Annotated in this window: 21 protein-coding genes and 1 tRNA gene; 16 read left to right on the plus strand and 6 right to left on the minus strand. The window is 72.0% G+C overall.

Features of this window, described 5'->3' with window-relative positions:
- Window positions 1-112: 112 nt before the first annotated feature.
- On the minus strand, window positions 113-1,852 hold the full coding sequence (locus ACFYUS_RS11460; RefSeq protein WP_388848704.1) for a stealth family protein: 1,740 nt from the start codon (window positions 1,850-1,852) through the stop codon (window positions 113-115).
- Between the two features lie 129 nt (window positions 1,853-1,981).
- Between ACFYUS_RS11460 and ACFYUS_RS11465 the strand changes: the two genes are divergently transcribed.
- Window positions 1,982-3,604: a glycosyltransferase family 2 protein gene (locus ACFYUS_RS11465; protein ID WP_388848707.1), complete on the plus strand. Its 1,623-nt coding sequence runs from the start codon at window positions 1,982-1,984 to the stop codon at window positions 3,602-3,604.
- The gene (gene galE / locus ACFYUS_RS11470; RefSeq protein WP_388848710.1) at window positions 3,601-4,587 is read left to right on the plus strand and encodes a UDP-glucose 4-epimerase GalE; all 987 of its coding nucleotides are present in this window, start codon (window positions 3,601-3,603) and stop codon (window positions 4,585-4,587) included. The genes ACFYUS_RS11465 and galE overlap by 4 nt, the downstream gene beginning before the upstream one ends.
- Window positions 4,588-4,650: 63 nt before the next feature.
- Here the strand turns inward: galE and ACFYUS_RS11475 are convergent, their stop codons facing one another.
- The 3 genes from ACFYUS_RS11475 to ACFYUS_RS11485 all read right to left on the minus strand — a co-directional run bounded on the left by ACFYUS_RS11475 (window position 4,651) and on the right by ACFYUS_RS11485 (window position 10,429).
- Window positions 4,651-5,757 (minus strand): glycosyltransferase, encoded by a 1,107-nt coding sequence (locus tag ACFYUS_RS11475; protein ID WP_388849170.1) that lies wholly within the window; start codon window positions 5,755-5,757, stop codon window positions 4,651-4,653.
- A gap of 92 nt (window positions 5,758-5,849) precedes the next feature.
- Window positions 5,850-8,720: a CDP-glycerol glycerophosphotransferase family protein gene (locus tag ACFYUS_RS11480; protein WP_388848713.1), complete on the minus strand. Its 2,871-nt coding sequence runs from the start codon at window positions 8,718-8,720 to the stop codon at window positions 5,850-5,852.
- Between the two features lie 107 nt (window positions 8,721-8,827).
- On the minus strand, window positions 8,828-10,429 hold the full coding sequence (locus ACFYUS_RS11485) for a DUF6056 family protein (RefSeq protein WP_388848716.1): 1,602 nt from the start codon (window positions 10,427-10,429) through the stop codon (window positions 8,828-8,830).
- Window positions 10,430-10,689: 260 nt separating this feature from the next.
- On the opposite strand from ACFYUS_RS11485, the gene ACFYUS_RS11490 reads away from it, so the two are divergent.
- The 7 genes from ACFYUS_RS11490 to ACFYUS_RS11520 all read left to right on the plus strand — a co-directional run bounded on the left by ACFYUS_RS11490 (window position 10,690) and on the right by ACFYUS_RS11520 (window position 17,846).
- Window positions 10,690-11,685 (plus strand): glycosyltransferase family 2 protein, encoded by a 996-nt coding sequence (locus tag ACFYUS_RS11490; protein ID WP_388848720.1) that lies wholly within the window; start codon window positions 10,690-10,692, stop codon window positions 11,683-11,685.
- 197 nt (window positions 11,686-11,882) lie between these two features.
- A complete protein-coding gene (locus ACFYUS_RS11495; RefSeq protein WP_388849173.1) occupies window positions 11,883-12,332 on the plus strand; it encodes a GtrA family protein in 450 nt (149 codons plus the stop codon).
- 108 nt (window positions 12,333-12,440) lie between these two features.
- Complete coding sequence (gene proB / locus ACFYUS_RS11500; RefSeq protein ID WP_388849176.1) at window positions 12,441-13,544, plus strand: glutamate 5-kinase; 1,104 nt, start codon at window positions 12,441-12,443, stop codon at window positions 13,542-13,544.
- 150 nt (window positions 13,545-13,694) lie between these two features.
- Window positions 13,695-14,204 carry a hypothetical protein gene (locus tag ACFYUS_RS11505; RefSeq protein WP_116161030.1) on the plus strand — a complete coding sequence of 170 codons (510 nt, stop codon included), beginning with the start codon at window positions 13,695-13,697 and terminating at the stop codon, window positions 14,202-14,204.
- Between the two features lie 262 nt (window positions 14,205-14,466).
- Complete coding sequence (locus tag ACFYUS_RS11510; RefSeq protein WP_388848724.1) at window positions 14,467-15,750, plus strand: glutamate-5-semialdehyde dehydrogenase; 1,284 nt, start codon at window positions 14,467-14,469, stop codon at window positions 15,748-15,750.
- An 86-nt stretch (window positions 15,751-15,836) separates the two neighbouring features.
- Window positions 15,837-16,421, plus strand: a complete 585-nt coding sequence (locus ACFYUS_RS11515) for a hypothetical protein (RefSeq protein ID WP_388848727.1) — start codon at window positions 15,837-15,839, stop codon at window positions 16,419-16,421.
- A gap of 339 nt (window positions 16,422-16,760) precedes the next feature.
- On the plus strand, window positions 16,761-17,846 hold the full coding sequence (locus ACFYUS_RS11520) for a hypothetical protein (RefSeq protein ID WP_388848730.1): 1,086 nt from the start codon (window positions 16,761-16,763) through the stop codon (window positions 17,844-17,846).
- Here ACFYUS_RS11520 and ACFYUS_RS11525 read toward each other — a convergent pair.
- On the minus strand, window positions 17,831-18,979 hold the full coding sequence (locus tag ACFYUS_RS11525; protein WP_388848733.1) for a M48 family metallopeptidase: 1,149 nt from the start codon (window positions 18,977-18,979) through the stop codon (window positions 17,831-17,833). The genes ACFYUS_RS11520 and ACFYUS_RS11525 overlap by 16 nt on opposite strands.
- A gap of 130 nt (window positions 18,980-19,109) precedes the next feature.
- Between ACFYUS_RS11525 and ACFYUS_RS11530 the strand changes: the two genes are divergently transcribed.
- The 7 genes from ACFYUS_RS11530 (at window position 19,110) to ACFYUS_RS11560 (ending at window position 23,393) form a co-directional block, all read left to right on the plus strand.
- Entirely contained in the window at window positions 19,110-19,325 is a 216-nt protein-coding gene (locus ACFYUS_RS11530) for a hypothetical protein (RefSeq protein ID WP_388849201.1), read from the plus strand.
- A gap of 83 nt (window positions 19,326-19,408) precedes the next feature.
- Window positions 19,409-19,570, plus strand: a complete 162-nt coding sequence (locus ACFYUS_RS11535; protein ID WP_388848736.1) for a hypothetical protein — start codon at window positions 19,409-19,411, stop codon at window positions 19,568-19,570.
- Between the two features lie 52 nt (window positions 19,571-19,622).
- The gene (gene nadD / locus ACFYUS_RS11540; RefSeq protein WP_388848739.1) at window positions 19,623-20,243 is read left to right on the plus strand and encodes a nicotinate-nucleotide adenylyltransferase; all 621 of its coding nucleotides are present in this window, start codon (window positions 19,623-19,625) and stop codon (window positions 20,241-20,243) included.
- A 19-nt stretch (window positions 20,244-20,262) separates the two neighbouring features.
- A complete protein-coding gene (locus tag ACFYUS_RS11545) occupies window positions 20,263-22,026 on the plus strand; it encodes an LCP family protein (RefSeq protein ID WP_388848742.1) in 1,764 nt (587 codons plus the stop codon).
- 84 nt (window positions 22,027-22,110) lie between these two features.
- Window positions 22,111-22,575: a ribosome silencing factor gene (rsfS, locus tag ACFYUS_RS11550; RefSeq protein ID WP_388848745.1), complete on the plus strand. Its 465-nt coding sequence runs from the start codon at window positions 22,111-22,113 to the stop codon at window positions 22,573-22,575.
- Entirely contained in the window at window positions 22,572-23,225 is a 654-nt protein-coding gene (locus tag ACFYUS_RS11555; RefSeq protein ID WP_388849180.1) for a histidine phosphatase family protein, read from the plus strand. The genes rsfS and ACFYUS_RS11555 overlap by 4 nt, the downstream gene beginning before the upstream one ends.
- Before the next feature lie 95 nt (window positions 23,226-23,320).
- Window positions 23,321-23,393: transfer RNA gene (locus tag ACFYUS_RS11560), tRNA-Ala, on the plus strand.
- A 47-nt stretch (window positions 23,394-23,440) separates the two neighbouring features.
- Here the strand turns inward: ACFYUS_RS11560 and ACFYUS_RS11565 are convergent.
- Window positions 23,441-24,310: a helix-turn-helix transcriptional regulator gene (locus tag ACFYUS_RS11565; RefSeq protein WP_388848748.1), complete on the minus strand. Its 870-nt coding sequence runs from the start codon at window positions 24,308-24,310 to the stop codon at window positions 23,441-23,443.
- Between the last annotated feature and the right edge of the window lie 44 nt (window positions 24,311-24,354).

A 24,354-nucleotide genomic window follows, 5' to 3' on the forward strand; every position in this document is an offset into this window, starting at 1 on the left:
GGTTGGGCCGGCCGGGGCCGCGGGCCGCCGGCGGGGGCGCCCCCCGGGGGGGGGCCCCCCCCCCCGCCGGGCCGGGGGGGCACGGGCCCCTCTCTCCTGTGCGCTGTGGCTCCTACCGCTGCTTCTCGAAGGGGCTCGGCACCGGGAAGTACGCCTCCAGGAAGGGGGTGATCAGGTCCTTCTGCTCGGTCACGTCCTGCCCGGTCGAGACCGTGTCGTTGACGCAGAAGACCGCCCTGTCGCGGTTGGCGAGCAGCCGGCCCAGCCGGGTCTCCGTCCACGGGTGCGTCAGGTCCAGGTAGGCGTAGGGCAGCTGGGACGGCACCGCGCGGCGGGTGTGGAAGGCGTAGTAGTGGTGCAGCGAGGACGCGATGGAGATGTCGTCGATGCTGCGGAAACGACTCGCCTCCGTGTGGCGGTACTCGCTTTCGAACTCGGTCTCGATCTCCGTCAGCACGCTGCGGCGCAGTGCGTGAGGCATGTGCTTCATCTTCTGGACGAGGACCGCGCCGTAGCGTTCCTCGATCAGCCGGCGGTTGTTCTTGCCGGCCGCGGCCACCGGCGGGTCGTCGACGGTCTTCTCGCCGAGCGGCACCAGGGCCGGGGAGGGGAAGTACTTGGTGAGGCCGCTGGAGTGGAAGAAGTCGTTCGGCGTCACCTCGTTGCCGAGCATCACGTCGTCGTTGAAGTAGAGGAAGTGCTCGGAGAGGCCCTCGATGTGGTGCAGCTGGGACTCGATGGCATGCGAGTTGAAGGTGGGCAGCAGTTCGGGGGAGCGGAAGATCTCCTCGTGGGAGACCACCTTGATCCCGGGTGCCTCGGTGTCCAGCCAGTCGGGGGTCTGGTCGGCGGTGACCAGGTAGATGTTGCGCACCCACGGCGCGTACATGTGCAGGGAGCGCAGCGAGTAGCGCAGTTCGTCGCGGCTGAGGTAGCGGGCGGCGTTGGCCGCCTCCGCGTGGTAGCCCTCGCCGGAGTGCTCGGCGCGGCGCCGCAGCCAGGAGGGGTCGGCGCCGTCCACCCACGTGTAGACGACGTCGATGGGGAAGGTGACATCGCCGGTGGCCACCACGGCGGCCTCGGCGCGGGCGGGCACGCGGGGCGCATCGGCCGACTCGCGGGGCGCGAGGCTGGTGAAGTACGACTCCGGCACCGTGACGGTCTCGCCCCGGAGCGGCAGGGCCGTGGCGATCCTGCCGGACCGCGGGGCCGTCAGCTCGCCGTCCTCCTCCTGCCAGAACTCGACGTCACAGCCGTACCGGCCGTCCAGCTTCAGCAGGTGGGTGGGGTCGGTGCGGTACCAGGTGAGGCGCAGGATCCGGGTCTTCTGGAAGCGCTGCCAGGTGGCCGCCTCGAAGCCCGGCAGGGAATCCTTCTGCACGGGGCCGTTCCCGCTGACCGGGGTGACGTAGCCGGGCAGTCGGCGGCAGGCGTCGGCGAGCGCGGTGAGGACGGCGGCGCGGTCCTCCTCGCGTACGGCCACGGCGGCGGCGGTGTCCGACTGGCTCCGTATGCAGAAGTGCTCGATCCCCGCCCCCGCCAGGGCCTCGAGTACGACGTCCAGGTTCTCGCGGCGGGCCCGCAGCGGGGTGATCCCCTCGGAGACCAGGGCGACCTTCGGCTCCCTGCCGATGTTGATCACCGTGCGGTCGGGGCCGGTGGTGAGCGTCTCGTAGCGCCTGGCGACCCGGCCGCTGCGCAGGCGCTCGGCGGTGGCCGTGCCGTTGGCTATGCGCATCTTGAGGCGCCGGCGGACGTCGGCGTCGACCTGCGAAACGATGGCCCGCCTCACGCGTTCCGGTACGGCTCGGCGGTAGACCCCAAGCAGCCGGGGTGCCTCGGGATTTCGCACAGCAGTCGACTCCTTGAACGTGTTCGAACGTAAATGTGAACACGTCCAGTATGCCGGGTGAGGCGGAGGCCATTCGGGTGGCGAAGGTCCCGTAACATCCTCGATGTGAGTAGTGTCACTTCCCAACGAATGGCAGGAAAGCTCGGCGTTGTGGTAATCGCACACAATGACGAGGTACTGGTGGGCGAAGCCATTCGGTCCGTGCTCGCCCAGGGTCCCGTGGTCGCGGAGGTCGTGGCCGTCGACGACGGATCGAGCGACGGCACGGCCCGGGTCCTGGACGAACTGGCCGCCGTCCACCCCCGGCTGCGCGTCCTGCACCGCACCGAGAACAGCGGCGGCTGCGGCACTCCCCGCAACGACGGCGTCCGGGCCGTCACCGCCCCCGTCGTGATATTCCTCGACAGCGACGACGTGCTGCCCGAGGGCGCCGCCGAGGCCCTGGTCACGGCGGCCGAGCGGCACGGGGCCCCCGTCGCGGTCGGCGCCTGCGTACGGCGCGAACTGCCCGAAGGCCGCGACGTGCGATGGCAGCCGACGCTCTATCAGGAGCCGGCCCTCCTGGAGACGGCGGCGGACCTCATGCCCCTGGTGCACGACACGCTCTGCGTCAACAAGGTCTACGACCGGGCCTTTCTCGCCGAGCACGGCATCCGGTTCCCCGACGGCCGCTGCGTCTACGAGGACTTCCTCTTCACCGCGCGCGTCCTGGCCGCCGCGCCCCGCGTCGCGGTCGTCCCCGACACCGTCTACATCTGGAACGTGCGCCGGGCCACCGCACACCTCTCGATCTCCCTCGACCGGGACGGCATCGCCAACTGGCAGGCGCGGATCGCCGCCCACCGCATGGCCGTGGAGACCTTCGAGGCGGCCGGCCGCAAGGAGCTGGCCACCGCCTGCCGCACCAAGTTCCTCGAACACGACCTGCGCCTGTACGCCCGCGAGCTGAGGCTGCGCGACCCCGCCTACCGGAGCGCGTGGTGGGCGCTGGCCCGGGAGCACATCGGGACCTTCGGGGAAGGCGCGATCGCCGCCGCGGCCGCCCCCGCCCGCTGGGCCGCCCGCTTCGTCCTGGCCGCCGAGGAGCCCCGGGACCTGGAGCGGCTCTCCCGGCTCGCCGCCGCCCCCGCCCGGCTGCTCCCGCCCTTCGCCCGCAGCGGGGGAGCGGCCGTCTGGTCCGAGGACCTGCCCGTCGAGCTGGACGGCATGGACGGTCTGCCCCTCGCGGACCTCCCGCTGCTCGTCGACGGCGAGCTGCGCACGGGGGCGGGCGGCGGCGAACTGCGGTTCACGGTGCGGGACCTGTACGGACGGCTGCGCGGGGCCCTGCCCCGTACCGCCGTGATCGACGTCCTGCCCAGGGGCGGCGACACGCCCGTCCGCACCGAGCGGTCCGAGCTGTCCGAGGTGGCCGGCGGCTGGTCCGGACGGGTCCCGGCGCGGCTCACCGGCCTGGCCCGCGAGGGCCGCCGCAGGGGCGCCCGGGGCGTGCAGCTCTGGGACGTCCGGGCCACGGTGACATGCGCGGACGGCAGCACGTTCACGACGGCGCTCCGGCTGCCGGAGGACCGGCAGCGACGCTCGGTCGTACCGAGCAGCCGGTACGGTGTACTGCTGGCGCGGCAGTACACGACGGCGAACGGCTCGCTGGCGGTACGGCTCGCACCCGGTGCCCGCGACGGGCTCCAGGCGGTCGGAGCCAGGCTCCACAGGCTCGCCCGTAGATCACAGCGAAAGGGGTTTGGGGCATGACTTACCTGATCACCGGCGGTGCCGGCTACATCGGCTCCCATGTGGTCCGTGCCATGACGCAGGCGGGCGAGCGGGTCGTCGTCCTCGACGACCTGTCCACGGGATACGAGTCGCGGGTCCCCGAGGGCGTGCCCCTGGTGGTCGGCTCCACCCTCGACCGCGAGGTCCTGGACCGCACGATCGCCGAGCACGGGGTGACGGGCGTCGTCCACCTCGCCGCGAAGAAGCAGGTCGGCGAGTCCGTCGAGCTGCCGCTGCACTACTACCGCGAGAACGTCATCGGCCTCACCGTCCTCCTGGAGGCCGTCGCCGCCGCCGGTGTGCGCAACTTCCTCTTCTCCTCCTCCGCCGCCGTCTACGGCATGCCGGACGTCGACCTCGTCACCGAGGAGACCCCCTGCCTGCCGATGAGCCCGTACGGCGAGACCAAGCTCGCCGGCGAGTGGCTGGTCCGCGCCGCGGGCGCGGCGCACGGCATCTCGACGGCCTGCCTGCGCTACTTCAACGTGGCCGGCGCGGCGACCCCCGAGCTGGCCGACACCGGGGTCTTCAACCTGGTCCCGATGGTCTTCGAGCGCCTCGACGCGGGGGAGTCCCCGCGGGTCTTCGGCGACGACTACGACACGCCCGACGGCACCTGCATCCGCGACTACATCCACGTCGAGGACCTGGCCGACGCGCACCTCGTCGCCGCGCGCAAGCTCACGGAGTGGGCCGAGGCGGGCGAGCCGCGCGACCTGACGGTCAACATCGGCCGTGGCGAGGGCGTCTCCGTCACCGAGATGGTCCGGCTGATCAACGAGGTCACCGGCCACACCACCGAGCCCCTGGTCACCCCGCGCCGCGCCGGCGACCCCGCCCGGGTCGTCGCCGCCGCCGACCGCATCGAGGCGGAGCTGGGCTGGAAGGCCCGTCACGACGTGCGCGACATGATCGAGTCGGCCTGGGCCGGCTGGGTCGCCCGCCGGGGCGCGACCGTCTGACCGTCCAGGAGACACGAGGAGGGCCGGGGAGCACGACTCCCCGGCCCTCCCTTCGTGTGTCCCTCAGCGCTCCAGGAAGGCGAAGAGCGCCTCCCAGCGGTCGGTGATCTCGTCGGCCGCGTACCGCTTCACGTTCTCGAAGGCCGCGTCGCCCATCCGGTTCCGCAGCTCCGCGTCGGTGATGAGGGCGCTGATGTGGCCGCCGAGCTCGACGGTGTTGCCGAGCCGGGCGAGCAGTCCGTCCTCGCCGTCCCGGATGATCTCCCGTACCCCCGGCGCGCAGTCGAAGGCCGCGCACGGCAGGCCCGCGGCCATCGCTTCGAGCAGGGTGATCGGGAAGCCCTCGGCGCGTGAGGCCTGGGCGAAGACCGAGGCCCCGGAGAGCGCCCCGAGGACGTCGCCGGTGCGGCCCATCCACTCCACGGACCCGTCGAGACCGAGCTCGGTCGTCCGGGCGCGCAGCCGCTGCTCCTCGTCCCCGGTGCCGTAGATCCGCAGCTTCCAGTCGGGGTGGCGGGAGGTGGTCTCGGCCCAGCTGTCGAGCAGCATGTCCACGCCCTTCTCGTGCGAGAGGCGGCCGATGGAGACGACGACCTTCTCGTCGCGGGGCGCCGGGACCTCGGGCATGAACGGCAGGGCGTTGGGCATGTGGCCGACGTTGTCCATGCCGGCCCGGATCCAGCGGTCCGCGTCGCCGGGGGTGAGGGTGAGCAGCCGGTCGACGTCCTTGTAGTGCCGCTTCGCCCGGGTGAGCCGGGAGGTGGCGGCGCTGGCGGCGTACGACTCGTGGCTCATGCCGATGACGAGGAGCCCCTGGGTGTCGGCGAGGGCCACCCACTCCATCGCCCACACCTGGGTGACGATCAGGACGGCGCCGGGCCGGGCGGCGGCGAACAGCGCCGTCATCCGGTCCGCCCGCCTGCGCATGCCGGCGGCGCGGGCCGCGTGCCGTCGGCGTTCGACGGCGTTCAGCCTGCCCTTGATGCCGCGCAGCGGCCGTACCTGCGGGGGATGCTCGTCGTACAGGGTGGTGGTGGCGTACGGCAGCGGCTCGGGGAACTCGTGCTCACGGCCCGCGGGGGCGGGGGTGATGCCGATGACGTGGACGCGGTGGCCCCGGTCGGTGAACTCCCGGGCCATCTGGTGCGTCCAGGTGGTCACGCCGCCCATCTCGTCCACGCTGTTGGAGACGATGAAGATGTCGCGGCCGCCGGACGGGGTGGTCTGCTCGGTCACTTTCCGCTCCTCGTGCAGCAGCTCGGTCACTTCCCGCCCCCGGTGAAGAACGTGGCGACGATCCGACGGGCCGCGTCGCCCCGGTCGTACTCGCTGAACTCGGCGTTGAACCGCTGGCGGGCCGCCGCGTACTTGACGTCGGCCTCGTCCCGGAAGTTGTCGATCACCCCGAAGAACTCCTCCTCCGTGGCCACGACGGGACCGGGGGCGCGTTCCTTCAGGTCGAAGTAGGTGCCCCGGTTCTCCCTGGCGTACTCCTCGTAGTCGTACGTGAGGAAGACCATCGGGCGGTCGAGGAGCCCGTAGTCGAACATCACGGAGGAGTAGTCGGTGATCAGCCCGTCCGCGAGCGCGAGGAGCGGGGTGACGTCGTGGCGGCGGGAGACGTCGACGACCCGGCCCCGGACCGACGGCGGGAGCGACACGCTGTTCAGGTAGTGCGTCCTGATCAGCAGGGTGTGGGTGTCGCCGAAGCGGTCCGCGAACTCCTCGACGTCGAAGGGGAGTTGGAAGGGGCGCACCTTGCCGCCGGGGGAGGAGCGGAAGGTCGGCGCGTACAGCAGCACCGTCTTCTCCGGGTCGATGCCCAGTTCGGCCGCGAGCGGACCGCGCTCCCGCCGGCCGGTCGCGGCCTCCTGCCGCTGCGCCGCGACGAGTCCGTCGTTGCGCGGGTAGCCGACGGGCAGCAGCACCTCCTCGCGGAGCCGGAAGGCCTTCGCCAGGGTGCGCCGGTCGTGCTCGCCGCGGATCAGGAAGTGGTCGAAGCGGTCCAGCGCCTTCTGGAAGGTCTGCTGGGCGGCCAGGCCGCGGGACTTGGTGTGGGGCTCGTCGAAGCCCATGCGCTTGAGCGCCGTGCCGTGCCAGGTCTGGATGTAGGTGGTGCCGGGGCGTTTGGTGAGGCGCAGCGGGAAGCCCTGGTTGTCGATCCAGAACTCGGCCTGGGCGAGCGCCCGGAGGTACTGCCGGCTCCAGCGCTTGACGAGGACGGCGTCCTCGGGGAAGCCGGTCGGCCTGGCCCCGGCGTAGGACCAGACGCCCTCGAAGGCGATGCCCTGGCGGCGCATCTCCTCGTAGATGGCCTTCGGGCTGTCGCTGTACTGCTTGCCGAGGTGGCTCTCGAAGACGACGAGCCCCTTGCGGATCGGCAGCCTGCTGTAGAGCCGGTGGTAGAGGCGGACCTTGGTCTCGCCGGAGTTCAGATTGCGTTTGGCGTGCAGCAGCCGCTTGAGGCCGGTCTTCGCGAGGCCGGCGGCGTGCCCGTGCATGGCGCCCTCGATCATCGCCGAGGTGCGCACGGCCGCCCTGCCCTCGGCCGCGAGGACGTACGAGAGGTTGCCCTTCCTGGTGACCTCCGGGAGGAAGCGGTCGGAGACCAGGCGGGTCAGCCGGGGGCGGATGCGGACGGGGGCGGCCTCGTCGATGGGGGTGCCGCCGACGGAGACCCGGGTCCTGAGCTTCTGGCCGTCGGCGGTGAGGACCAGCCGGACGTCCCAGACCGCGTCGATGACGCCGAGCGGGCGGACGGCACGGGCGATGTCCACCCGGGCCTTCCACTCGATCCAGGCGCCGGCGTGCCGGACCGAGGTGACCGGGACGCGCGCGGCCCCGCCGCTGACGCTGCGGCGGGCCGAGATCTCCAGGACGGCGCCGAGCTCCGCGTCGGGTCCGATCCGGCCCAGCGGGTTGACGACGCGGCCGGCCAGTTCGACGACGCCGCCGGAGCCCGCGTACGAGGTCAGCCGGTTGCCCAGGGCGAGCGAGGTGAGCGGGCGGGTGTCGTAGCCGGCGGCGGTGACGTCCAGGATGCGGCGGCCCTGCTCGGTGTCCAGGTGCTCGGCGCACCAGTAGACGTGCCCGTCCCGCTCGGCGAGCGGGACGGTGAGGCGGCCGGGGTTGGTGAGCGCGTCGGTGGCCGGGAGGAGGTGGGGCCAGTCCTCCTTGCTCAGCAGGTAGGCGCAGAGGGCGTGCAGGGGCTGCACCTCCTCGTACGCCCGGGGGTCGATGTCGGCGAGGTAGCCGTTGGCCAGCTCGGCGAACTCGCGCCGGTAGTCGTCGCCGAGCAGCGGCAGGTCGCGCAGGTGGAGGACGAGGTCGTGCTTGAGGAACTTGATGTCCTTGCGGTACTTGAGCTCGTCGTAGCCCTTGCTCTCGAGGAGCGCGTCCACGCGGCGGTGGATCTCCATGCGGTGGACGAAGTTGGCGATCTCGTGGCGCCGGTTGCTGATCGACTTGGCCGACGCCTTCTCCTGCACGTTCCAGTAGTAGACGTGGTTCGGGATGAGGGTGATGCGGCGCGCGGCGACATAGGCCTGGGCGGAGAAGAGCAGGTCCTCGTAGTGGATGCCGACGGGGAACTCGAGGCCCTGTTCGAGGAGGAACGCGCGCCGGTAGCACTTGTTCGTCGACAGCGTGTCGAAGACCAGCAGGTCGGACAGCTCGGTGATCGAGTCGATCGTCCGGGTCCCGGAGTAGAGCCAGGGGTACCACTCGGTGGTCTTCTTCCTGCGGCTGTCCAGGTGGACGCGGACGCACAGGCCGGAGACGAGGTCGGAGCCGGTGCTCTCGGCGGCGGCGAGCATGTTGCGGCAGGCGTTGCGCTCCAGCACGTCGTCGCTGTCGAGGAACATGACGTACGTGCCGGTGGCCTGCTGGATGCCGAAGTTGCGGGGCGCGCCGCAGCCGCCGCTGTTCCGCGGCAGCTGGAACGCCTTGACCCGGTCCGGGTGTGCGGCGGCGAGCGCCTGGGCGACCGCGAAGGTGTCGTCCTTGCTGCAGTCGTCGACGATCACGACGTCGACGGAGCGCAGGGTCTGCTCCAGGACCGATCGAACGGCCGTGGGCAGACGTTCTGCGTCGTTGTAGGCGATGACGACCACGGAGACGTCAGGCACGTGCACCTCGATTCACTTGTCTTTGCTGCACCTGTCTTTGCTGCATCCGGAACTCAAACACCCTGGCGTTCACCATCCGTTACGGCCTGTCACCCTTCGCAGAGATGTACGAATCAAGGGCGGCTCAGTCGGTCCACGCCGTAGTACCTCGCGGCGCACTGGGCCGCCCAGTCCCGCGCGTACACCGTCGTGAAGAAGGGCTCCGCGAGGTTGCCGATGTGCAGGGGGCGGTACGTCACGTCCGTGCGGCCGGCCGCCGCCTCCGCACGGATCCGGGCGTCCTGTCGGTCCCAGGCCAGGCTGCGCGCCACCGTGCTCGTGGTCAGCGCCCGCGTCGGGGTCACCAGGGCCGCCGTACCCGCCACGGCGACGACCCCCGCGACCCCCGCCGCGAGCGCCGTGAGGAAGGACCGGAAGCCGAGCCGCCGCCCGATCCGGTGGCCGAGCCAGACCCCGTAACCGCAGAGCGCGATCAGGAACGGCACGAGGAAGCTGGTCCACGTGCGCGCGTACGTCCAGCCGCCCGCCCCGTAACCGCTGCGCAGCCCGTACGTGGCCACCAGGCTCCCCAGTGCGATCAGCGGGACCGGCAGGACGCTGATGGCGAGGAGGGTGCCGCGCGCCGGACGGGAGGTCCGGGGGGCCGGGTCCGAGGGGCGGTGGCGGGCCCCGAGCGTCACCGCCAGGCCGAGGAGCACCCCGGCGGCGAGGGCGCCCGCGTACGCCCACTGGCCGCCGATCGTCTCCCAGACCCGGGACCAGTCCTGGAACGTCGCCCCGATCTCCGACAGGGACAGCGGCCGCTTCGGCTGCTGGGCCCGCCGCCAGCGGGCCCCGGGGGACGTGGTCAGCAGGACCGTGCCGATCAGGAGGCCCAGGCACCAGGCGGCGCACCACGTCGACGCGAAGCGGTCGCGGGCGAGGCCCAGCCGGGGCAGACAGAGCACCCCGGCCGCCGCGGCGATCAGCCCCGACATCGCGACGAACGGCTCGCTGAGGGTGCCGACCGCCGTGCCGAGCAGCACCGCCGAGCCGACGGCGACGGGCCGGGCCCAGGGCCGCCGGCCGCGGGCCGCCCACACCGCGGAGAGGACCGCCCAGACGCCGATGACGCTCGGGAGCGTGTGGGAGAGGGTGGCCGGCGCCCAGAGCAGCACCTGGTACGAGCGGGTCCCCGCGAGGAACAGCAGCGCTTCGAGCATCAGCACCGCCGTCGCGGTCGCCACCACCGGGAACGGCAGGCGCAGGGCGCGCAGCACCTCCCGGGCGAGGAGGAAGAGGCCCGCGCCCAGCGCGAGGACCAGGAAGGCGGGCAGCAGCTTCGGCCCCCGCATGCCGTCGGAGTAGAGGACGCCGGTGAGGAAGGCGTTCGTGATCCGCCCGTTCTGGGTGCGGTAGAAGTCCGAGGTGATCCCCATGACCCCCAGGTCGCGGGCCTTCCAGAGGGCGCACCAGTCGTCGGACGTGGGGCGTACGTAGACGCCGAGGAAGGCGCCGACCGAGAGCAGCGCCCCGGCGCCGCCGGCGACGAGGAGCGCGGTCCAGGTCAGCGCCCGCCCGAGGCCCTCCCGGACCCCGGTCCCGTCCTTCGTCGTGCCGGCCTCCGCCGTGTCGGTGCCGGTCCCTGCCGTGTCGGTGCCGTCCGTGTCCTTCCCGTCCTGCCCGCCGTTCCCCCTGCGCGCGTCATCGTTCTCCGTGATGGTCGTCCCGCTCACCGGTCATCGCTCCAACTGGCCGAGTTCCGTGGCGTGTCGCCCCTACGAGTGACAAACGGGCGAAAACACCACGTACACCAATATCTTCCTCACATGCTTTGCCCCGTGGACGACATGCCGACCGAGGGCGGTCACTCGCACGACGCCGGGCGGTCACCGCCACGCCGTACCGTGGCCGCGCTGCTCGAAGGAGAGTCCGGTGGCGGTCCTTCCAGTCCTTCAGGACGCAAACTCGCCCATCCCTCTGGAGTGACCGTTCCATGACCAGGCTTTCCGTCGTCGTCCCCTGCTTCAACGAGGAGGACGTCATCGAGCGGTTCGACACGCGAATGCGACACGTGCTCGACGCGCTCCCGGTCGGATACGAGATCTGCTACGTGGACGACGGAAGCTCCGACGGAACCCTCGGCAAACTGCGCGAGCTCGCCGCCCGGCACCCCCAGCACACCCAGTACGCCTCCTTCAGCCGCAACTTCGGCAAGGAGGCCGCCATGCTCGCCGGCCTGCGCAAATCCACCGGCGACGCCGTGGTCATCATGGACGCCGACCTCCAGCACCCGCCCGAGCTCCTCGCGCGCATGCTCGACCTCTACCACCAGGGCCACGACCAGGTGATGGCGCGGCGCACCCGCGAAGGCGACAAGAAGGTCCGTACGGCACTCAGCCGTGTGTACTACCGGGCCGTCAACCGTTGGGTCGACGTCGAACTCACGGACGGGGTCGGCGACTTCCGTCTGCTCTCCCGCCCCGCCGTCGACGCGCTCCTCTCGCTGCCCGAGTACAACCGCTTCTCCAAGGGCCTCTTCTCCTGGATCGGCTTCGACACCGTCACCTTCGACTACCAGAACGCCGCGCGCGAGGGCGGCGAGACGAAGTGGAAGTTCAGCTCCCTGCTCAACTACGGCATGGACGGGCTGATCTCCTTCAACAACCGCCCGCTGCGCATCGCCCTCTGGCTCGGCATGACGCTCACCGGCCTCGCCGCCCTCTACGCGGTGTGGGTGACCGTCGCCGCGATCACCCACGGCGTCACCGCCCCCGGTTACGTCACCCTGGTCGCGATCATCGTGGGGCTCGGGGGGGTCCAGATGGTGATGCTGGGACTGATCGGCGAGTACATCGGCCGCATCTACTACGAGACCAAGCGCCGCCCGCACTTCCTCGTCAAGGAGACCCACCGCTCCTTCGGCCGCGCGGCCGCCGAACGCGCCGCCGCCGAACGCATCCGCATCGTGACCGCCGAGCGGGAGCGCTGATGGGGCCGGAGGGCGGCCGGGGCTCAGGGGGCGGCCGGGGTTCATCAGGGGGTGGCCGGGGTCCAGAAGGCGGCCGGGGTCCATCAGAGGGTGGCCGGGGTTCAGAGAGCGGCCAGGGCTCAGGGGGCGGCCAGGGGCCAGAGGGCGGTCAGGGCTCAGGCGGCGGCCGGGGCTCGCGGCGGGCGCGGCTCGCCGAGATCTTCCGCTTCGCGCTGGTCGGCGGCGTCAACACCGGTACCTTCTTCGGCTGTTACCTGCTCCTGCACCCGTGGATGCCCTACTTCGCCGCGTACTCCCTCGCCTTCCTCCTCAGCATGATCGGCTCCTTCTTCCTCAACACCTACTTCACCTACCGCACCCGGCCGACGTGGAAGAAGTTCGCCCTCTTCCCGCTCACCAACGTCACCAACTACCTGGTGCAGAGCGTCGGTCTCTACGCGCTCGTCACCTGGGCCGGAATGGACGACAGAATCGCGCCACTCGTCGCGGCCGTCGTCGCGATCCCGTTCACCTACCTGATCTCCCAGCGGATCCTGGTGCCCCGCGGCACCGGCCGGCCCTCCGGCGACCCCGGTCCGTCCGATCCGCCCGGTCCGTCCGGTCCAGGGAGCGAAACGGACGAGCGGCACCCCTCCCGGCTCGCGTAGATTGCCTGGCAGCCGCGGCGGGGAGCGCGCGGCGCGCAGCACAGCCGAGTGAGGACGACGCAGGTGACGACGCAGGTGACCGGAGAGACGGACGTGGCAAGGCAGTACGTGACGGAGGCCCGCAGGATCGTCGTCAAGGTCGGCTCCTCCTCGCTCACCACCGCCTCCGGAGGCCTCGACGCCGACCGCGTCGACGCCCTCGTCGACGTGCTCGCCAAGGTCCGCAGCGGCGGCGAGAAGGAGATCGTCCTCGTCTCCTCCGGCGCCATCGCCGCGGGACTCGCACCGCTCGGCCTCACCCGCCGCCCCAAGGACCTCGCCCGCCAGCAGGCCGCCGCCAGCGTCGGCCAGGGCCTCCTCGTCGCCCGCTACACCGCCTCCTTCGCCCGCTACGGCGTCCGCGTCGGCCAGGTCCTCCTCACCACCGACGACACCAGCCGGCGCGCCCACTACCGCAACGCGTACCGCACCCTGGACCAGCTCCTCGCCATGGGCGCGATGCCCGTCGTCAACGAGAACGACACGGTCGCCACGGACGAGATCCGCTTCGGCGACAACGACCGGCTCGCCGCCCTCGTCGCCCACCTCGTCCGCGCCGACCTGCTCGTGCTGCTCTCCGACGTCGACGGGCTGTACGACGGCGACCCGTCCAAGCCCGGCACCTCCCGGATCGCGCAGGTCGCAGGACCCGCGGACATCGCCCACGTCGAGATCGGCTCGGCCGGCAAGGCGGGCGTCGGCACCGGCGGCATGGTCACCAAGGTCGAGGCCGCCCGGATCGCCGCCGCCGCGGGCATCCCCGTGGTCCTCACCTCCGCGAGCCGAGCCGCCGACGCCCTCGCCGGCCGGGACACCGGCACCTACTTCCACCGCACCGGCCGCCGCTCCGCCGACCGGCTGCTCTGGCTCGCCCACGCCTCCACCCCGCAGGGCCACCTCAGCCTCGACGACGGAGCCGTACGAGCCGTCGTCGAGGGCAAGAAGTCCCTGCTCGCGGCCGGTGTCGCGGCCGTCGAGGGCGACTTCGTGGCCGGCGACCCCGTCGAGCTCCGCGACGCCTCCGGCCGTGCCGTCGCCCGCGGCCTCGTCAACTTCGACGCCAAGGAGCTGCCCCGGATGCTCGGCCGGTCCACCCCCGAGCTCGCCAGGGAGCTCGGACCCGAGTACGAGCGCGAGGTCGTCCACCGCGACGACCTGGTCGTCATCCGCTGACGCCCCGACGCCGAAACGGCTGAAACTCTGGCCATCCGGAAGGGACGTTTACCAAAACCGCCCCATGTCCCGCCTCGGACTGGTCAACTTTCTCTCGGGGGTAAGACAAGGCGGGGTACAGCACCACACGCATCACACAGGAGGCCGCCGGTGAGACGAGCGCGCCCAGGGGCACCGCCCCGCGGGACTGCCGAACGCGCCCTGACCAGTGTCGAGGCCGGAGCCGACTTCGACGAGGCACGGGACAGGTCGGACAGGTCGGACCTGCCCACGGACAGGAAGACCGAGACCACCACCGAGACACGTGAGGAACGGCCGGTGTCCAAGCTCTGGCACATCACTCTCAGTGTGTCGGGCGTGGAGTCACCGCTGAAGGAGGTGCGACGCGGGCTCGAACAGCTGGCCCACGACCACCCCTTCCTGCTGACCAGCCGCTACGCCAACGACCACGCCGAGATCCGGTACTGGGAGGAGGCCCGCGACCTGCACGACGCGGCGGCCGTGGCCCTGCGCCTGTGGGGCGAGCACCGGCAGACCGCCAAGCTGCCGCCCTGGGAGATCGTGGGTCTCGAGGTCATCGACCGCGAGACCTACCACCAGCGGATCGCGGAGGGCTACGGCCCACCGCCCGCCGCCCCGGTCGGCGTCCACCCCTACTGACGACCGGATCTCCACCCGGGGGCACGTAACGGGGCCGGGATGGATCTCCGCCCGGCGATACGTCTCGGGGCGGCGCGGGCTCCCGCCCAGGGACACGGCTGGGGGGGCGGGGCAGGCTCCCGTTCAGAGACACGTCTCGGGGGCGGGGCGGGCTCCCGCCCAGGGATACGTCTCGGGGGCGGGGCGGGCTCCCGCCCAGGGATACGTCTCGGAGTGCGGGATACGTGAGGGATGTCCGCAGGGGTGCCAGTACCCTGCGGGCATGACCTCGCTCACGCCCCTCGACAACCTCTCCCCGGTCACCCGGGCCGCCTACCGGGCCCGTGGCGCCGCCGCCGAAATCGCGCCACTCCCGCGCGCGGCCAAGGACGACGCGCTCCTCGCGATCGCGGACGCCCTCGAAGTCCGCACCGCCGAGATCGTCGAAGCCAACGCCGTGGACATCGCCAAGGCCCGCGAAGCCGGGACCAGCGAGGCCATCATCGACCGCCTGACCCTCACCCCCGAGCGCGTCCGGGCCATCGCCGCCGACGTCCGTGCCGTCGCCGCGCTGCCCGACCCCGTCGGCGAGGTCGTCCGCGGCCAGACCCTCCCCAACGGCATCGACCTGCGCCAGATCCGCGTCCCGCTCGGCGTCGTCGGCATCATCTACGAGGCCCGCCCCAACGTCACGGTCGACGCCGCCGCCCTCTGCCTCAAGTCCGGCAACGCCGTCCTGCTCCGCGGCTCCTCCTCCGCGTACGCCTCCAACACCGCCCTGGTGACCGTCCTGCGCGACGCCGTCGGCGGCGCCGGACTGCCCGCCGACGCGATCCAGCTCGTCCCCGGCGAGTCCCGCGAATCGGTCCGCGAGCTGATGCGCGCCCGCGGCCTCGTCGACGTCCTCATCCCGCGCGGCGGCGCCTCCCTGATCAAGACCGTCGTCGAGGAGTCCACCGTCCCGGTCATCGAGACCGGCACCGGCAACTGCCACGTCTACGTCGACGCCCAGACCGACCTCGACATGGCCGTCGACATCCTGATCAACTCCAAGGCCCAGCGGGTCAGCGTCTGCAACTCCGCCGAGACCCTCCTCGTCCACCAGGACGTCGCCGAGGCCTTCCTGCCCAAGGCCCTCGCCGCCCTCGCCGAGGCCGGCGTCACCGTCCACGCCGACGAGCGGGTCCTCGCCCTCGCCGAGGGCTCCAAGGCCACCGTCGTCCCGGCCACGCCCGAGGACTGGGAGACCGAGTACCTCTCGTACGACATCGCCGCCGCCGTCGTCGACTCCCTCGACAAGGCCGTCGAGCACATCCGGATGTGGTCCTCCGGCCACACCGAGGCGATCGTCACCACCTCGCAGGCCGCGGCCCGCCGTTTCACCCAGCTGGTCGACTCCACCACGGTCGCCGTGAACGCCTCCACCCGGTTCACGGACGGCGGAGAGTTCGGCTTCGGCGCCGAGATCGGCATCTCCACCCAGAAGCTCCACGCCCGGGGCCCCATGGGCCTCCCCGAGCTGACCTCGACCAAGTACATCGTCACCGGTGACGGTCACGTGCGCTAACACCTCCTTTCGGTACGGGGAGGGACGGGCAGGGAGGCTTCGCACTCTCCCTGCCCAAAACCCCCTTCCGGGTCTACTCTGAATCCGTGCCGGACGACGTGGGGGGCAGGCCGTTCCAGGACGGCGGGGACCCCGAGGAATCTGTCGACCGCGGAGGCGCCGACGAGGTCTACGCCGACGTGGTCTTCGACGAGGACTTCGTCAGGGCCGCCACCATCCACGAGCCCACCGCGGTCGAGCGCCTCCTCGCAGCCGCCCAGGCCCGTGCCGAGGCGGAGGCGGCCCGCGCCCGCGCAGGCGGCGGATCCGTCGAGGACGACCCCTACGAGGACGGCCACGACCCCGTCGGCCTCACCTACGAGCCCGACGACATCGGCGACGACGCCAGCCCCTACGGCCGCCACGGCGGGGCCCTGCGCCCCTACCGGGGCCGGGCCCGCTGGCTCCGGCCCGTCGCCTGGGTCCTCGCCCTCGTCATGGGCGTCGGCATGGTCGCCCTCGCCTTCAGCGCCGTCTACCGGGGCGCGTCCGCCAACCACGAGGACCAGGTCCCGCCACCGGCCACCACCGGCGTCGACACCCCCAACCCGAACCCCGCCCCACCGGCCGCCCAGGCCCCCACCCCCGCCCCCGCGGCCGGGTCGGCCGCCGGACCGGCATCACCCCGCTAGCCGCCCCGTCGCCGGGCCGGCGTGACCCCGCTAGCCGCCCCGTCGTCAGGTCGGCGGCGTCCCGTCGGGAGCTTCGTCACGGCGTCGCCGTCGCCCCGCCAGCCGCCCCGTCTCCCGGCCGGTGTCACCCCAGCGGGGGAGCCCTGTAGCCGCGTCCCCGTCGCCCTGTCGGGAGCCCCGTCGCCGGGCCGGTGTCACTCTGTCGGCCGCCCCGTCGCCCGGTTGGCGTCGCCCCGGCGGGAGTCCCGCGCGCCCCGGCACACCCTGACGGCGGAATTCTTCCGAACTTGTCGTGTACCTGGGCGTTTACCGAAGCCCCCGCAGACCTACCCTGAAGGTATGGCAGGGCGTGGCGACCCGCCTGAGGGGACGTCCGAGGGGTTCCCCGGCGGTGGTGAGGACGAGTACCGATCCGTCGTCTTCGACGAGGCGTTCATCCGTGCTGCCCACCTCCAGGAGTTCTCGGCCCGGGAACGGATGGGCGAGCACGCCCTGGCCGTCCGCAGCCGCTCCTCCTGGGAGAGCCGCAGCGGCGCCCGCCAGGCGATCCTGCTCGTGCTGCTGATCCTCCTCGCCTTCGGTACCGCCATCTATCTGGGCGTACGCAACCCGTACCCGACCCCCGCCGACCAGCGGGCCGAGCCGCTGCGGACCACCGTGGTCCCGCTGGCCCCCCAGGGCCGCGTCCCTGGCGGCACGCCCACCCAGCTCTTCTCCCACAGCCCCGCCGCCGAGTACCGCACCGGAGCCGCCGGCATCAACCTGCCCATCGCCGGGCGCACCACCAACTTCGCCGAGAGCCAGGTCGTCGCCGGACTCAGCATCGCCAAGGAGTACCTGGTGGCCTCCTCCCTGGAGCCCGACGTCCTGTCCGGGGCGACCGTCCGGCCCGTACGCCTGCTGATCGATCCGGACCAGCTGGAGCAGTTCGACCAGAGCGCGGCATCCCCCGCCGACGACGGCCGGCACGCCCTCGCGGGCTGGCTCGTCCGCTTCGACCCCCGACAGGTGGTCCTCGCGGAGCCCGCCGCCCGCGTGCAGGGCACCCTCCGCTTCGAGGAGACCGGCCCCGACACGCTGGACGTCACCGCGGACCACACGTACACCTACGCCCTCCGCCCGGCCGTCCAGGGCGCGGGACCGGCCGCCGCGGCGTCCCTCTTCACGGTCCACCGCGTGGTGCACTTCCGCTTCGACCGCGAGGACCTGCGCATGCACCGCGCGGAGCTGCTGACCAGCACCGTGGAGGCCGGCCCGCAGGCGTGCGGCGCCGACACCACGGGCTCCCTGAAGCCGCTCCTGGCGGGAGCGCGGGCCTCCGACGCGGGCGTCGGTCCGGCGGTCACCGACCCGTACGCCACCGCCCGGCCCGCCGCCCCCGCACTGTGCGGAGTGCTGGCGCCGAGCGCTCAGCCCTCGCTCTGACCGCTCCCGGTCCCGTCGCCCGACCCGCTGTCGGTCTGGTCGTTCCCGCCCGGGGCTCCGGCGCCCTTGCCGTCGTCGGCCGGGCCGCCGTCCGCCTTCTGGCCGCCCCCGAACCGGTTGCGCAGCCGTCCGCCCAGGTCGCCCGCCAGGTCACCGGCGCCGCCGGCTATGTCCCCGACCAGCTTCAGCAGCGGATCCTTGCTGGTCCGCACCGTGTCGGCGTAGTGCCCTGCGGACTCGCGGAAGGAGTCCGTGACCGAGGTGTCCTTGTCCTCCGAGCGCTTCGGGTAGTGACCGTCCATGATCCGCTGGAAGTCGCGGCTCTCCGACCACTTCTTCAGCTCCGCCGCCCGGACGGTGGTGAAGGGGTGCGAGCGCGGCAGCACGTTGAGGATCTTCAGGACCGAGTCCCGCAGGTCCCCGGCCTTCTCGTACTCGTCGGCCTGGGCGAGGAACGCGTCCACGTTCATCTCGTGCAGGTGGTTGCCGCCGGCGATCTTCATCAGGCCGCGCATCGAGGCCCGCACGTCCTGGCCGACGAGGAGCCCGGCCCGGTCGGCGGAGAGCTCGGACTTGCGGAACCACTCGCGCAGCGCGGTCACGATGGCCGTGATCGCGACCGTCCCCAGCGGGATCCAGGCGACCTTGAGCGCGAGGTTCGTGAGGAACAGCAGGATCGTGCGGTAGACGGAGTGCCCGGACAGGGCGTGCCCCACCTCGTGGCCGATGACCGCCCGCATCTCCTCCTCGTCGAGGAGCTCCACCAGGCCGGTGGTGAGCACGATGATCGGCTCGTCCAGGCCGATGCACATCGCGTTGGGCTTCGGGTCCTGGACGACGTACATCGGCGGGACCTTCTCCAGGTCCAGGATGTAACAGGCGTCCCTCAGCATGTCGTTGAGGTGGATGAACTGCGCGTCGCTCACCCGGACGGAGTCCGAGAGGTAGAGGAGCCGCAGGCTGCGCTCCGGCAGCAGCGCGCTGAGCGCCTTGAAGGCCGTGTCGAAGCCGCTGAGCTTTCGCAGCGCCACCAGGGCCGAGCGGTCGGCCGGATGCTCGTAGGCCCGCGAGGAGATGCCGGGGAACCGCTTCCGCTGCCTGCTCGGCACGTTCCCCTGGTCGTTCTCGGTCATGGATGCCCCCTGTTCGTACGAGTCGGTGCTCGTCCCCCTGACTGAACCCACACTAGGCGCTGGCGCTACCGTGTGCCGGGGGCCCTGTGGATAACTGGGGCGCCGAGGACGACCGAAGGGCACGACCGACATGCCGGACACCGCCGACGCCGCAGCCGCGCTGCTCGCGGCCACCGCACAGCAGGGGCCGGGCGACACGCTCCGGATCCTGCTGCTCGTCTCGATGGTGGGCGGGGCCCTGCTCGCCTGGTTCCTGCTGCGCGGGTACCGCGGCGGCGACACGGCCGGCGACGAGACGGCCGCCGGCGGCACGGACACCGACAAGGGCCGCGACGCCAACGCCTGAGTCGGCGTGAGCGCGCCGCGACCGCCCGCATACGATGTGCGCGAAGTCTCCGCTCCCATCCCCGATCGATAGGTCTGTCGAAGATGAGCCTCCACAGCACCGCCGTCCACCTGGTCACCCTCGCCGAGGGTGCCGAGCACGGCGGCAACCACGAAAGCCTCAACCCCTACCTGACCGGCTTCGGTGCCTTCGGCACCCTGCTCCTGCTGCTGTGGATCACCACCCGCTTCAACCGCGACCGCTGAACCGGAGACCGCTGATCAGGCGTCCGCCGCCGTGCCAGTAGGCTCTGCACGCATGGGAGAGCAGGAAGTGCCTACTGGCGGGCGCGGGAAGCGCCGACTCGGCGTGATGGGCGGAACCTTCGACCCGATCCACCACGGACACCTGGTGGCGGCCAGCGAGGTCGCCGCCCTGTTCCACCTGGACGAGGTGGTGTTCGTACCGACCGGGGAGCCGTGGCAGAAGAGCCACAAGGCCGTCTCGTCGCCCGAGGACCGCTATCTGATGACGGTCATCGCCACGGCGTCCAACCCGCAGTTCTCCGTGAGCCGGATCGACATCGACCGCGGCGGCGCGACCTACACCATCGACACCCTGCGGGACCTGCGGTCTCTCAACAGCGACTCGGACCTGTTCTTCATCACCGGGGCCGACGCGCTGTCGCAGATCCTCACCTGGCGCGACGCCGAGGAGCTCTTCTCGCTCGCCCACTTCATCGGCGTCACCCGACCGGGCCACGACCTCACCGACGACGGACTGCCCAAGGGCGGGGTCTCGCTCGTCGAGGTGCCCGCGCTCGCCATCTCCTCCACCGACTGCAGGGCGAGGGTCGCGCAGGGCGATCCCGTCTGGTATCTGGTCCCGGACGGCGTGGTGCGCTACATCGACAAGCGCCAGCTGTACCGCGGCGAGTGACCTTCGGGGAGGGGCACCGGTGACCGATCAGCAGCACCCGTACGACCCGTACTATCCGCAGCCGCAGATCATCGGCTACGACGCGTACGGGCAGCCGGTGTACCAGCAGCCGCAGGCGCAGCAGCAGCCCGCGCAGCACTACGACCCGTACTCCGGTGCAAGCACCGGCTCCACCGGAACGGCTTACGCCGCGCCCTACGACGCGCAGCAGCCGCAGCAGGCCTACGACTACGACCCGTACGCCCAGCAGCCGCAGGCCCAGGAGCCGGTCCAGCCCCCGCAGTACGACCAGTACGACCCGTACGGGCAGCAGGGCTACGCCGCCTACCCGTCCTACGACACCGGACAGCAGTGGGCCGCCCAGGCCGAGCCCGCCCCTGCCCCCGTCCAGGCGCCCGTCCAGGCCGCGCCGGCGGCCCCCGCGGCGCCGGCCTCCCCGGTCGCGGCGCCGGCCGGAGTGCCCGGCCAGCGCCCCGCGTCCGAGCGGTCCGCCACGCCCCGGCCGGACGAGGACGACCGTGCGTACCGCACCGAGCAGTTCTCGTTCATCGAGGAGCCCGACGAGGACTCCGAGGACGTCATCGACTGGCTCAAGTTCACCGAGAGCCGCTCGGAGCGGCGCGAGGAGGCCAGGCGGCGCGGCCGCAACCGGGTCGTCGCGCTCGTCGTCGTCCTCGTGCTCGCCGTCGCCGGCGGCGTCGGCTACCTCTGGTCCGCGGGCCTGCTCCCCGGCTCGTCCGACCCGGAGCAGAAGGGCGGGAACACGGCGACCGGCCCGCAGCAGCGCGACACGATCGTCGTCCACCTCCACGACCTCAAGAACGGCACCACCTCCACCGCCCTGCTCGTGGACAACACGACCACCCGCCAGGGCACCACGGTCCTCCTCCCCAACTCCGTCGTCGTCGCCGACGCCGAGGGCTCCGCGACCACCCTGGGGAAGTCCGTCGAGGACGACGGCTCCAGCGGCACCCGGGAGGCGATCGGCAACCTGCTCGGCGCGAAGATCACCGGCACCTGGCGGCTGGACACCCCGTACCTGGAGAACCTCGTCGAGTCCGTCAGCGGCATCGAGATCGACACCGACGCGACGGTGCCCGACACCAAGAAGGGCGCCGACCCGCTGGTCAGGCAGGGCGAGAAGCAGACGCTGAACGGCCGCGCCGCCGTCGCCTACGCCACCTACCGGGCGCCCGGCGAGGCCGAGGCCAAGCAGCTCCAGCGCTTCGGCCAGGTCATGTACGGGGTGCTGCGCAAGATCTCCAGCGACCCCGAGGCGGCCACGCTCACCATCGAGACCCTCCAGCAGATCCTCGACCCCTCGCTCCCGGAGAAGGACCTCGGCGCCTCCCTGGCCAAGCTCGCCGAGCACGCCAAGATCGGCGACTACAAGACGGCCCTGCTCCCGGTGGGGCAGGACGGCGCGCTGACCGAGGGCGCGAGCGGCAGTGTGGTGAAGGACATCCTGGGCGGCAAGGTCACCGCCCCCGAGGCGGGCGAGGTGCCCCGGGTCTCGGTGCGGGACGGTTCAGGCAAGAAGGCGACCGAGGCGGCGCGGGTCGCCCTGGTCAACGGCGGCTTCTCCTTCGTGGGCGGTGCCGACGCGGAGACCCGGGCGGAATCGCAGGTCCTGTACGGCGACGACACCCAGAAGGCGACGGCCACCGAGGTGGCCAAGACGCTGGGGCTGCCCGCCGGCTCGGTCGCGAAGGGCAAGCCCTCGGGAATCATCGCGGTCACCGTGATCCTGGGCCAGGACTACAAGGCCCGGACGCCCCGGTAAGGGGCGCCCGGGAAAACGCCGACAGGGCCGTCGGCGGTCCGTGAGACCCTGGAGGGGTACTGGACCGCCGACGAAAGCCTGCTTGTGACCGCCACGGACCGTTCCATCGAGCTCGTCAAGACCGCCGCCCAGGCGGCAGCCGACCGGCTCGCGCACGACATCATCGCGTACGACGTCAGCGACGTGCTGTCGATCACCGACGCCTTCCTGCTCGCCTCCGCGCCCAACGACCGCCAGGTCAAGTCGATCGTCGACGAGATCGAGGAGCGGCTGCAGAAGGAGCTCGGCGCCAAGCCGGTCCGCCGTGAGGGCGACCGCGACGCGCGCTGGATCCTCCTGGACTACGTCGACATCGTCATCCACGTCCAGCACAGCGAGGAGCGGGTCTTCTACGCCCTGGAGCGGCTGTGGAAGGACTGCCCCGAGCTCGACCTGCCCGAGGACGCCCTGAAGACCCGCGGCAAGGCCGCCGAGCACGCCGCGCTGACCGGCGCCGACATCGAGGCCGGCTCCGGCCTTCCCGAGGGACCGGACGGTGAGCTGAGCTGAGCACCACCAAGGGCGGCAGCGGCCGCCGGATCGTCCTCTGGCGCCACGGACAGACCTCCTGGAACCTGGAGCGCCGCTTCCAGGGCTCGACCGACATCGAGCTGACGGAGACCGGTGTCGCCCAGGCCCGCCGGGCCGCACGGCTGCTCGCCGCGCTCAAGCCGGACGCCATCGTGGCCTCCGACCTGAAGCGGGCGGCGGCCACCGCCGCCGAGCTCTCCGCTCTCACCGGCCACGCCGTCGCCCACGACTCCGCCCTGCGCGAGACGTACGCGGGGGAGTGGCAGGGCCTGACCCACGACGAGATCGTCGCGCGGTACGGCGAGCAGTACGCCGCCTGGAAGCGCGGCGAGCCCGTGCGCCGGGGCGGCGGCGAGCTCGAGACCGAGGTGGCCGACCGGGCCGCCCCGGTGGTCCTGGAGCACGCCGACAAGCTTCCCGAGGACGGCACGCTCGTCGTGGTCAGCCACGGCGGCACCATCCGCACCACCATCGGCCGGCTCCTGGGCCTGGAGGCCCGGCACTGGGAGAGCCTGGGCGGGCTCTCCAACTGCTGCTGGTCGGTGCTCGGCGAGGGCGCCCGCGGCTGGCGCCTCCTCGAGCACAACGCCGGGACGCTGCCCGAGCCGGTCCTCGGCGACGACGACTGAGCCCCACGACCGGCCTGCCGGACCCGGATTTCACTTTCCGGCAGGTCACAGGCTAAAGTTCTTCTTGTTCGCAGCGCGGAGCGCGAAGAACACGAGGGGCTATAGCTCAGTTGGTAGAGCGCCTGCATGGCATGCAGGAGGTCAGGAGTTCAATTCTCCTTAGCTCCACAGTCACCGGATCCCGTCCCCATCAGGGGGCGGGATTCGTCGTTCCCTCACCTTGTCTCCCCGCGCAGGGCCTCTATCCTGTCGCGGCTCTCCTCGTCGCACGGCGTGTACGTCACGATCCGGCACTCCGGCATCCCGTTGACCGAGAGGGAGACCGAGGTCAGCCGGATCTCGCCCACCAGCTCGTGCCGGAAGGTCTTCACCCGCGTCCCCGGGGGCACCACGTCACCGCTGCGCCAGAGCCGGGCGAACTCCGGGCTGGCCTCCGCGAGACGCCGTACGAACTCCTCCCAGCCGGGCTCGCCCACATGGCGGCCGTACGCGCCCCGCAGCTGGGCCACCATCAGCGGCAGCTCCCGCTTCCGGTCGACCACGGGGCACTTGGACCCCGGCACGCTGAAGAGCGCCCACAGCACGTTGCGTATGCCGAACGGGCCGGTGTCCAGGCCCGGTCCGTCCTGCATCAGGAGCCGCTCGTACAGGACGTTGGTCGCCAGCACGTCGTACCGCGCGTTGTAGAGCACCGCCGGGAGCGGGTCCAGGGCGTCGAGGATCCCCTGGATCTCCTGGCTGACCTCCGGGACGTCCGCGGCGGACCGGTCGGGGGCGTACGGCACTTCGGCCAGGTGGTAGAGGTGCTCGCGCTCCGGCCGGTCGAGCCGGAGGGTGCGGGCCACCGCGTCGAGGACCTGCGCGGAGGCGTTGATCGGCCGGCCCTGCTCCAGCCAGGTGTACCAGGTGACGCCGACACCGGAGAGCTGGGCGACCTCCTCGCGGCGCAGCCCCGGCGTGCGCCGGCGGAGCCCCGGCGGCATGCCCACGTCCTCCGGGGTCACCCTGGCCCGGCGGCTGCGCAGGAACGCGGCCAGCTCCGGTCGTCGCCGACGCTGCGTCGGTAGTGCTGCCACGATCGTCACGCCCCCATGGTCGAGTCCCCGTGCCGCCGCTGCCAGGTGCTGTC

The sequence above is a fragment of the Streptomyces sp. NPDC004284 genome (assembly GCF_042874035.1).
Taxonomy (GTDB): domain Bacteria; phylum Actinomycetota; class Actinomycetes; order Streptomycetales; family Streptomycetaceae; genus Streptomyces.

Bases quoted from the DNA above. Each gene is read 5' to 3' on its own strand.
- ACFYUS_RS11465 (WP_388848707.1), top strand. From the start codon at position 1,982: ATGGCAGGAAAGCTCGGCGTTGTGGTAATCGCACACAATGACGAGGTA.
- galE (WP_388848710.1), top strand. From the start codon at position 3,601: ATGACTTACCTGATCACCGGCGGTGCCGGCTACATCGGCTCCCATGTG.
- ACFYUS_RS11475 (WP_388849170.1), bottom strand. From the start codon at position 5,757: ATGGGCGGCGTGACCACCTGGACGCACCAGATGGCCCGGGAGTTCACC.
- ACFYUS_RS11490 (WP_388848720.1), top strand. From the start codon at position 10,690: ATGACCAGGCTTTCCGTCGTCGTCCCCTGCTTCAACGAGGAGGACGTC.
- ACFYUS_RS11510 (WP_388848724.1), top strand. From the start codon at position 14,467: ATGACCTCGCTCACGCCCCTCGACAACCTCTCCCCGGTCACCCGGGCC.
- ACFYUS_RS11520 (WP_388848730.1), top strand. From the start codon at position 16,761: ATGGCAGGGCGTGGCGACCCGCCTGAGGGGACGTCCGAGGGGTTCCCC.
- ACFYUS_RS11525 (WP_388848733.1), bottom strand. From the start codon at position 18,979: ATGACCGAGAACGACCAGGGGAACGTGCCGAGCAGGCAGCGGAAGCGG.
- ACFYUS_RS11530 (WP_388849201.1), top strand. From the start codon at position 19,110: ATGCCGGACACCGCCGACGCCGCAGCCGCGCTGCTCGCGGCCACCGCA.
- ACFYUS_RS11535 (WP_388848736.1), top strand. From the start codon at position 19,409: ATGAGCCTCCACAGCACCGCCGTCCACCTGGTCACCCTCGCCGAGGGT.
- nadD (WP_388848739.1), top strand. From the start codon at position 19,623: ATGGGAGAGCAGGAAGTGCCTACTGGCGGGCGCGGGAAGCGCCGACTC.